The sequence below is a fragment of the Vibrio sp. D54 genome (genome assembly GCF_021728075.1).
Taxonomy (GTDB): Bacteria; Pseudomonadota; Gammaproteobacteria; order Enterobacterales; family Vibrionaceae; genus Vibrio; species Vibrio alginolyticus.
Genome location: NZ_JAKKCS010000033.1, coordinates 1 through 9,259, shown reverse-complemented (window position 1 = coordinate 9,259; position 9,259 = coordinate 1). Strand labels below are relative to the sequence as shown.

Below are 9,259 nucleotides of genomic sequence, written 5' to 3'. Positions count from 1 at the left end.
CAACGTACAGATGACTGTAGAGCTAATCGCACCAATCGCAATGGACGAAGGTCTACGTTTCGCGATCCGTGAAGGTGGCCGTACAGTAGGTGCTGGTGTTGTTGCTAAGATCTTCGACTAATTCATAACGAATTAAACGAAATCTTGCACTGTTCTTCTTTTTGAAGAAAGCGCATCGAAAAGGGAAGCTTAGGCTTCCCTTTTTCATTTCTAGATTACATTTAGTTATAAGTGTTGAAATAAAAGACGTCACTTTTTCGATTTAAAAACAGAGTTTTACCGACTTTATTTCTTAACGCTTTTACTCACCCCTCTTAACCCTTTGATCTTTTCCTGCAGCGATAAAATCGTTATAACCAAATATTCTGAGTGGACACCATAATGCGACTGGTAACAAGAACTATTCTTGTTTATATTGTTTGTCACAGATTAGTTTTATAGGTTTTTTGAGTATGTACGTTTGTCTTTGCCATGGTGTCTCCGACAAAAAAATTAGGAAGTTGGCGATAGATGAAGGCGTAACAGATATTAAAGGAATCAAAAAGTGCACGGCATTGGGTAGCCAATGTGGTAAGTGCATCAGACAGGCCAAGGAAATTTTAGCGGAAACTAGTTACACGGAATTGAAACAAGCCAGCTAATTGCTGTAAGTATGCAGTAATTATTTGCCTTACATTTTGACACCTTCTCATTTGCTTCTACATTTAAATGAAGCCAAAGAGGAGGGTTTTGTCATGAAAGGCGATCCAATCATCATTCAACATCTCAATAAAGTGCTCGGTAACGAGCTCGTCGCTATTAATCAGTATTTTCTTCATGCCCGAATGTATAAAGACTGGGGCTTAAAGCACCTAGCAGACAAGGAATATCACGAATCTATCGATGAGATGAAACATGCCGATCATCTAATTGAGCGTATTTTGTTCCTTGAAGGCTTACCGAACCTACAAGATTTAGGTAAGTTGATGATTGGTGAAGATACCAAGGAAATGCTCGAGTGTGACTTAAAGCTTGAAATGGCGGCTATTCCAGATTTAAAAGATGCGATTGCCTACGCTGAAGACATTCGAGATTATGTGTCTCGAGATCTCTTCCAAGATATTCTTGAAGATGAAGAAGAACATGTTGATTGGCTAGAGACGCAACTTGGCTTGATTGAAATGTCTGGTATTGAGAATTATCTCCAAGCGCAATACGTGGACGAAGAGTAACGATACTTTCTAAGTTTGCATACTCCAATAATAGTAAGAAGAAAGAGCACCTGACTCGAAAATCGGGTGCTTAACCCCGTTATCTGGTCTAATCTCTTTTATTATCGGCTTTTTAAGGATATTGCTCGCAATCTTGCCTATGAAGTTTGATTTCTATCCGATAGAATTTATGCCCCCTTACCTAAAAATAAAAAAGAGAAACGTCCATGTCTGAAGACAACCACCAAGCAGCCACTCCAGAAGAAGAACATCGCCAAAAAGCATTGGATTACCATGCTTATCCAACTCCAGGAAAGATTGCTGTCGAACTGACAAAGCCTGCGGAAACGGCGGGTGATCTTGCCCTTGCATATAGCCCTGGTGTTGCAGAGCCAGTGCGTGAAATCGCACAAAACCCGGATAACGTGTACAAGTACACTGCAAAAGGGAACATGGTTGCTGTTATTTCTAACGGTACCGCTATTCTAGGTCTAGGTAACCTAGGTCCACTTGCATCTAAGCCAGTGATGGAAGGTAAAGCGTTACTGTTTAAGCGTTTTGCAGGTCTTGACTCTATTGATATTGAAGTTAAGCACCGCACGATCGATGAATTTGTTGATACTGTTGCGAGCATTGCAGACACTTTTGGCGGTATCAACCTTGAAGATATTAAAGCACCAGACTGTTTTGAGATTGAAAAGCGTCTGATTGAACGTTGTGATGTACCAGTATTCCACGATGATCAACATGGTACTGCTATTGTAACGGCAGCGGGTATGCTGAATGCAATCGAACTTCAAGGTAAGAAACTTGAAGATTCAACAATTGTTTGTCTTGGCGCTGGCGCTGCCGCTGTAGCGTGTATGGAGCTTCTGATCAAATGCGGCGCAATGCGCGAAAAAATCTACATGCTAGATCGCAAAGGTGTGATTCACACTCGTCGTGATGATCTTAATGAATATAAGCAGCTATTTGCGAACAATACAGATAAGCGCACACTAGAAGACGTGATTGAAGGTGCAGATCTGTTCCTAGGTGTATCTGGTCCAAACCTATTGCCAGCGGAAGCGTTGAAGTTGATGGCAGATAAGCCAATCGTATTCGCATGTTCTAACCCGGATCCTGAAATCAAGCCGGAACTTGCTCACGCAGTTCGTGATGACTTGATCATGGGTACTGGCCGTAGTGATTATCCTAACCAAGTTAACAACGTATTGTGTTTCCCATTCATTTTCCGCGGTGCTCTTGATGTGCGTGCAAGTGAAATCAATGATGAAATGAAACTTGCAGCCGTTGGGGCGATTCGTGAGCTAGCAAAAGAGCCTGTACCTGAAGCCGTATTGAAGGCTGCAGGTGTTGATAAGCTAGAGTTTGGTGCGGACTATATTATTCCAAAACCAATGGATTCACGTTTGCTACCACGTGTTGCAAAAGCGGTTGCTCAGGCGGCGGTTAATTCAGGTGTAGCTCGTATCGAGATGCCTGAAAACTACATGGCAGAGTAATATATCTTTCAGATGTGATACACAAAAATGGGACGCTATTGCGTCCCATTTTTTATGTCATTCATTTGGCTCGAGGCAAGAGTTATTACCTGAAACCTCTTATCAGGCTTTTTTATTCTTCGTCGAATGACTCAAATTCGATGCCCATTTCCGTCATCAGCGCTTTTACTTCTGTTGGAATATCATCAGGACGGTCTTTACGAAGGTCTTCATCTGTCGGAAGTGGCTGACCTGTGTACGCGTGCAAAAATGCCTCGCATAGCAATTCGCTATTGGTTGCATGGCGTAAGTTATTGATCTGACGGCGAGTACGCTCATCAGTTAGCACCTTTAAAACTTTTAGCGGGATAGAGACGGTAATTTTTTTTACTTGTTCGCTTTTTTTGCCGTGCTCTGCATATGGGCTAATGTATTCGCCATTCCAGTCAGCCATTGCACACCTTCATTTATGTAATCGGTTAAAAATAATTTAGGTGCTGATTTTAGCTGCATTTACCGCCATAAGCAAAGACATATAGACGTCTAGAAGTGTTGACGTCTCATTTTTTGACGAGTAAAGTGAACATAACAGCAAAGGAAGCGTGTTGATCACTTTATGTTACTCATTAGATATAGCGCATTCCTATTTAGAAGTCATTACCCGTGAAAGGATACACCCATGAGCACTCGCAAACCTGCGACCATTGCAGTACGCACTGGTATTGAATCAGACAGCCAATATCATGCTGTCGTTCCACCTATTTATCTTTCCACTAACTATGGTTTTCCTGCTTTTGGTGAAGTGCCCAAGTATGATTACACACGATCTGGTAATCCAAACCGCGGACTGTTGGAAAGTGCGCTATCTGAACTTGAGTCTGGAAAAGGAGCGGTTGTTACTAACTGCGGTACGTCGGCATTAAATTTATGGGTTTCCGCTTTTCTCGGCCCAGATGATCTCATTATTGCTCCTCACGATTGTTATGGTGGTACCTATCGTCTTTTTAATACCCGAGCTAACAAAGGCGATTTTAAGGTTCAGTTTGTCGATCAATCAGACGAACAGGCTTTAGATGCTGCATTGGCGCAAAAACCAAAACTCATTTTGCTAGAAACTCCGTCAAACCCTCTGGTTCGCGTAGTGGATATTGCAGCTACTTGTGAAAAAGCGAAACAAATCGGCGCGTTAGTTGCGGTGGACAATACCTTTTTGACACCCGTGTACCAAAAACCTTTAGAGCTAGGTGCGGATTTTGTTATCCACTCCACAACAAAGTACATCAACGGTCATTCGGACGTAATTGGTGGAGTAATCATCACCAACACAGAAGCGCATGCAGAAGAGCTTGCATGGTGGGGCAATTGTATTGGTGCAACGGGCACACCTTTCGATAGTTACATGACACTGCGAGGTATTCGTACGCTTGGTGCTCGTATGAGAGTACATGAAGAGAGCTCACAGCAGGTACTGGCTTACCTACAGAAACAAGCGTTAGTTAAAACTATCTATCATCCAAGCCTGCCGGAACATCCAGGTCACGACATTGCTAAAAAGCAGCAAACGGGCTTTGGCTCTATGTTGAGTTTTGAGTTTGCTGGTTCGTTTGAGCAGTTAAAGGTGTTTGTGAAAGAGCTCCAACTGTTTTCATTAGCAGAGTCATTAGGTGGTGTAGAAAGTTTGATTTGCCACCCAGCATCCATGACGCACCGTGCAATGGGTGAGGAGGCGCTGGCGGAGGCTGGGGTCTCTCATCAACTATTGCGTTTGTCTGTCGGTTTGGAAGATGCACAAGACCTCATCACAGATTTAGAACAAGCGTTCGCTAAAGCTACCCAGTAATAGGAGACGATAACAATGACTGTACAACGTCAGATGCATAAGTTTGGTGGCAGTAGCTTAGCAAACCCAGAATGCTACTTACGCGTTGTGGGTATTCTCAAGGAGTATTCGACAGAAAATGATCTGGTGGTCGTCTCTGCTGCAGGAAAAACCACTAACCGCTTGATTGAGTTTTTGGAAGGGTTAAATAAAGATGGCCGAATTGCGCATGAAGCGCTTCAAAGCTTGAGACAGTTCCAAACTGAGCTAATAGAAAGCTTGTTGGAGAGTGAAGCAAAAGAAGAGCTGTTAGCTTTATTACATGATGAGTTCAGTACTCTCTCGGAGCTGACTGCACCACTCACTAATGCGCAAAAAGCCGCGGTACTGGGACACGGAGAAGTATGGTCTGCTCGCCTATTAGCCGCGTTATTATCTCAACGTTCTATCCCTGCGGTTGCACAAGATGCACGAGCGTTTTTACGTGCAGAAGCGGGAACTCAACCAGAGGTTGATCGCGCTCGTTCATACCCTTTAATTAAAGAGATCCTCGCGCAGCATAACCATAAACGTGTGGTAATTACTGGCTTTATGGCTCAGAACGAGGCAGGAGAAACCATTCTACTTGGTCGTAACGGCTCTGACTATTCTGCAACGGTCATAGGCGCGCTTGCTGAAGTCAGTACTGTCACGATTTGGAGTGATGTTGCTGGTGTCTATAGTGCCGATCCACGTTTGGTGTCTGACGCTTGTTTATTACCGTTACTTCGATTGGATGAAGCCAGTGAACTTGCTCGCTTAGCTGCCCCAGTGCTACACAGTCGTACGCTTCAGCCTGTGGCGCAAAGTACCATGGACCTTAATCTCAAGTGTAGCTATCTGCCAGAGTCGGGTTCTACTCGTATTGAGCGTGTATTGGCATCTGGTCGTGGCGCTAAAATTATTACTTCACTGGATGATGTTTTATTGGTGCAGTTGTCTTTCATGCATGGGCACGACTTCGAAAAAACACAGAGTGATGTATTACAAGCGTTGCAGCGCGCGCAATTAGAGCCACTGGCATTTGAAGCTCAATCCGATCAGCACACGCTACGCTTGGCTTACACCGCAGAAATCGCCGGTGGTGCATTGAAACACTTGCAAGAGCTTGCGGTAGAGGCAGAAATTAAGCTAAAAGAAGGTTACTCGCTCTTAGCTGCGGTAGGTGCAGGCGTTACGAAAAACGCCAATCATTGCTTTGGCTTTTATCAGAAGCTAAAGCACTCTCCGGTAGAATTTATCTCTGAAACAGACTCAGGACTGAGCCTAGTCGCTGTTTTGCGCCGTACTGATACCGAGGCGTTGGTTCAAACGATTCATAGCCAGTTGTTCCAAGCGCAAAAACGCGTGGCAGTGGCTTTATGTGGCAAGGGTAATATTGGTTCTAGTTGGTTAAATTTATTTGCGACGCAAAAAAGTGAGCTCGAAAAACGTCATGGTATGAGCTTTGATCTTGTCGCGGTTGTGGATAGCCAAACCTATTGGTTCGATGAGCAAGGTATTGAGGCGGCGAGTGTTGCTGAACGATTTGATGATGAAAGCATAGCAAACAATGGGGATTGGCTGGCACGTTTGGGAGCACTTAAAAGCTATGATGAAGCCGTCGTGCTTGATGTTACGGCGAGTAAAGAGTTAGCTCAGCGCTACGTAGAAATCGCACAGCAAGGCATTCATTTGATTTCCGCTAACAAAGTGGCCGGTTCCGCAGATAGTCAGTACTACCATCAGGTTCAAGATGCATTCGCTAAAATTGGTCGTCATTGGCTATACAACGCAACGGTTGGTGCTGGGTTACCGATAAACCATACCGTGCGAGATCTTCGTGAAAGTGGGGATGAGATCGTCGCTCTATCGGGGATTTTCTCGGGGACGTTATCATGGCTGTTCCAACAGTTTGATGGTTCTGTGCCATTTAATGATTTAGTCGATCTTGCTTGGCAGCAAGGGTTAACCGAACCTGACCCTCGTTCTGATTTAGATGGCTCCGATGTAATGCGTAAGTTAGTCATCTTGGCTCGAGAATCGGGCCTAGATATAGAACCAGACAGCGTTAAAGTTGAGTCTTTGGTGCCAGAAGAATTAAGAGAACTGAGCCTAGATGATTTCTTCGATAATGGAGCATTGTTGAGTGAAATACTTCAAGAGCGTCTGACAAAAGCACAGAGAAACGATCAAGTGCTTCGCTATGTGGCGCGTTTAGAAAAAAATGGTAAAGCAACGGTGGGAGTCGAAGCGTTATCTCGTGAGCACGCGCTCGCCAACTTATTGCCATGCGATAACATTTTTGCCATAGAGAGCAAGTGGTACAAAGATAACCCTCTGGTCATTCGAGGACCAGGCGCAGGCAGAGAAGTGACAGCCGGCGCTATTCAATCCGACCTCAACCGATTGGCTGGTTTATTTTAAAGTTGCGATTGACCTAAAAACCCTGGAATTAATCCAGGGTTTTTTATTCCCCTATCAGTGCCATACTGAAGTCATAACCCGTGCAAAATGGCGAGATGATGCTCAAGTAGAAACTTGAACTATCTTCATTATTAACTTGAGAAAAATTCATAATTACAAGGTTGACATTAAATCGTATTCAATACATTCTGTAGACATATAGACGTCTAAACGTCGATTTTAAGGATTTGTTTTCGTGGCGGAGTGCCGCAGGGAGAGTAAGATGGGATATACGCACGCAGGCCATATCGACGCCTTGAACCAGAATATTGCTGAGTTATCAGATAACATCAATGTATCGTTTGAGTTTTTTCCGCCAAGCAGCGCTAAGATGGAAGAAACACTTTGGAATTCAGTACACCGTCTTAAAACGCTTCAACCTAAATTTGTTTCTGTGACTTACGGTGCGAACTCCGGCGAGCGTGACAGAACACACTCCATCATTAAAGAAATTAAAGCCACAACCGGATTGGTTGCCGCTCCCCATCTCACTTGTATTGATGCGACTCGTGAAGAGTTGATTAATATTGCCGATGATTATTGGAACAATGGTATTGAAAATATCGTCGCTCTGCGTGGTGATATTCCTCCAGGTGGCGGTGCGCCTGATATGTATGCCTCGGATTTGGTTGAGCTGCTGAAATCACGCCACGATTTCGATATCTCCGTTGCTGCATTCCCTGAGGTTCACCCTGAAGCTAAAAGCGCACAGTCTGACTTATTGAACCTAAAACGTAAGGTAGATGCAGGTGCAAACCGTGCTATTACTCAGTTCTTTTTTGACGTTGAGTCTTACCTGCGATTCCGTGACCGTTGTGTCGCAGCAGGAATTGACGTAGAAATTGTGCCAGGAATTTTGCCTGTATCGAACTTTAAGCAAGCGTCTCGCTTTGCGGCACAGAACAATGTGAAAGTACCAGGATGGATGAGCAAACAATTCGATGGCTTGGATGATGATCCGGTGACTCGTCAGCTTGTAGGAGCTAGCCAAGCTATTGATATGGTGCGTGTACTGAGTCGTGAAGGGGTTAAGGATTTTCACTTCTACACACTAAACCGTGCAGAGATGACTTACGCGTTATGCCATACATTGGGTGTTCGTCCTCGCGCAGTAGTCGGTGCGTAAACCTAGTTTCAAAAAGATAAAAGGCTTGCCAAATGGCAAGCCTTTTTCGTTTTATCAAAGCAAAAGGAGTTTAACCAATCACTTCAAGTTCAGTTAGAACTTCTTCTGCCCAAGTGATCCAAGTTTCACGTAACAGAAGGTTACGGCGAAGCGTTAGACGTTCTAGGCGAGCTTGTTTATCTAAAGTTGACGGCGTTGCGTAGTAAGCCGCTTCAATTTCTTTGTAGTGAGAAACCAGTTTGCGAGACTCTTCAACTAGCTCAGCGAGTTGGTCACGGAATGGAGCTGCAGGTTGAACGGCACATGCCATCAATTTCGCTGAAAACTCATCACGAACTGTTGGGTGTGCAGTTGGTTGATCAAACCACTCTCCTAAAGCGCTGCGACCAGCGTCTGTAATGGAGTAAACCTTGCGGTCTGGTTTGCCTTCTTGGGGTTCTAATACGCAAGTAACCAGTTCTTTCTCAGCCATTTTGTTAAGTTCACGGTACACCTGTTGGTGGCTTGCTTTCCAGAAGTAACCGATGCTAGCAGAGAATTCTTTAGTGATATCGTAACCGGTTGCGTCGCGAGTGCTAAGAACAGTTAAGATTACGTGTGGTAATGACATGTCTTCAATCCAAATGGTCAATAAACTTGTAAACAAGCTACTTATACTTTCAGCTGTGCTCTTACTGGCACTTGAGTTTTTTAATGTATAAGTAGCACCAACAATGTTGGTCCTGTCACCTTAAAGCCGTTTATCACCTAGAGAGATGGGGAGTCCCATCAAGGCTGGAGCAGGTATGATTGGATTTATGAGCTCTCAGCAGGCAGGTAGTATATAAATAATAAGCATGAAGTGGAATAGTAGGACAAAATTACCCTAAAAAACTAACATAATAATCAATAGCGTTAACTTGTGGTTTTTTGTTCTTTTGTTTTGGTATTTTTTGGGTCTGTTATGGTTTATTTGACTGCTTTTGTTTTGGTGCGATTATCCTGTGATAAAAAAAAGCTGAGCATTTGCCCAGCTTTTTATTAAAAATGTGTACCGTCCTAAATAAGGTTGACACTTTCCACCCCCAAAATTGGAGAGTGTTATGAAATCAACAACTAAAAGAACTCAGCGCGATTACTCCCTCGCTTTTAAACTCACTGTAGTTGATGAGGTTGA

At 43.8% G+C, this 9,259-nt stretch carries 8 protein-coding genes and 1 pseudogene; 7 read left to right on the top strand and 2 right to left on the bottom strand.

Annotated features, from left to right (window positions below; translation table 11 throughout):
* From L3V37_RS23265 to L3V37_RS23250, 4 genes and pseudogenes are all read left to right on the top strand, one after another.
* Positions 1–121: pseudogene (locus L3V37_RS23265) on the top strand (elongation factor Tu); the annotation flags it as partial.
* A 331-nt stretch (positions 122–452) separates the two neighbouring features.
* Entirely contained in the window at positions 453–641 is a 189-nt protein-coding gene (locus L3V37_RS23260) for a (2Fe-2S)-binding protein (protein ID WP_237307243.1), read from the top strand.
* A 93-nt stretch (positions 642–734) separates the two neighbouring features.
* A complete protein-coding gene (gene bfr, locus L3V37_RS23255; protein WP_005381359.1) occupies positions 735–1,211 on the top strand; it encodes a bacterioferritin in 477 nt (158 codons plus the stop codon).
* Between the two features lie 206 nt (positions 1,212–1,417).
* Positions 1,418–2,695, top strand: a complete 1,278-nt coding sequence (locus L3V37_RS23250; protein ID WP_237307241.1) for a malic enzyme-like NAD(P)-binding protein — start codon at positions 1,418–1,420, stop codon at positions 2,693–2,695.
* A gap of 112 nt (positions 2,696–2,807) precedes the next feature.
* On the opposite strand, the gene metJ is transcribed toward L3V37_RS23250, so the two are convergent.
* Positions 2,808–3,128 carry a met regulon transcriptional regulator MetJ gene (gene metJ / locus L3V37_RS23245; RefSeq protein ID WP_005381353.1) on the bottom strand — a complete coding sequence of 107 codons (321 nt, stop codon included), beginning with the start codon at positions 3,126–3,128 and terminating at the stop codon, positions 2,808–2,810.
* 225 nt (positions 3,129–3,353) lie between these two features.
* Here metJ and L3V37_RS23240 point away from each other — a divergent pair, with 225 nt between their 5' ends.
* The 3 genes from L3V37_RS23240 (at position 3,354) to metF (ending at position 8,103) form a co-directional block, all read left to right on the top strand.
* Positions 3,354–4,514 (top strand): O-succinylhomoserine (thiol)-lyase, encoded by a 1,161-nt coding sequence (locus L3V37_RS23240; protein ID WP_237307239.1) that lies wholly within the window; start codon positions 3,354–3,356, stop codon positions 4,512–4,514.
* Positions 4,515–4,529: 15 nt separating this feature from the next.
* The gene (locus tag L3V37_RS23235) at positions 4,530–6,938 is read left to right on the top strand and encodes a bifunctional aspartate kinase/homoserine dehydrogenase II (RefSeq protein WP_237307237.1); all 2,409 of its coding nucleotides are present in this window, start codon (positions 4,530–4,532) and stop codon (positions 6,936–6,938) included.
* A 262-nt stretch (positions 6,939–7,200) separates the two neighbouring features.
* On the top strand, positions 7,201–8,103 hold the full coding sequence (gene metF / locus L3V37_RS23230) for a methylenetetrahydrofolate reductase (RefSeq protein WP_005381345.1): 903 nt from the start codon (positions 7,201–7,203) through the stop codon (positions 8,101–8,103).
* A gap of 70 nt (positions 8,104–8,173) precedes the next feature.
* Here metF and L3V37_RS23225 read toward each other — a convergent pair whose 3' ends face one another.
* Positions 8,174–8,713 (bottom strand): PadR family transcriptional regulator, encoded by a 540-nt coding sequence (locus tag L3V37_RS23225; protein ID WP_005382791.1) that lies wholly within the window; start codon positions 8,711–8,713, stop codon positions 8,174–8,176.
* Positions 8,714–9,259 lie beyond the last annotated feature (546 nt).

Bases quoted from the DNA above. Each gene is read 5' to 3' on its own strand.
- L3V37_RS23260 (WP_237307243.1), top strand. From the start codon at position 453: ATGTACGTTTGTCTTTGCCATGGTGTCTCCGACAAAAAAATTAGGAAG.
- bfr (WP_005381359.1), top strand. From the start codon at position 735: ATGAAAGGCGATCCAATCATCATTCAACATCTCAATAAAGTGCTCGGT.
- L3V37_RS23250 (WP_237307241.1), top strand. From the start codon at position 1,418: ATGTCTGAAGACAACCACCAAGCAGCCACTCCAGAAGAAGAACATCGC.
- metJ (WP_005381353.1), bottom strand. From the start codon at position 3,128: ATGGCTGACTGGAATGGCGAATACATTAGCCCATATGCAGAGCACGGC.
- L3V37_RS23240 (WP_237307239.1), top strand. From the start codon at position 3,354: ATGAGCACTCGCAAACCTGCGACCATTGCAGTACGCACTGGTATTGAA.
- L3V37_RS23235 (WP_237307237.1), top strand. From the start codon at position 4,530: ATGACTGTACAACGTCAGATGCATAAGTTTGGTGGCAGTAGCTTAGCA.
- metF (WP_005381345.1), top strand. From the start codon at position 7,201: ATGGGATATACGCACGCAGGCCATATCGACGCCTTGAACCAGAATATT.
- L3V37_RS23225 (WP_005382791.1), bottom strand. From the start codon at position 8,713: ATGTCATTACCACACGTAATCTTAACTGTTCTTAGCACTCGCGACGCA.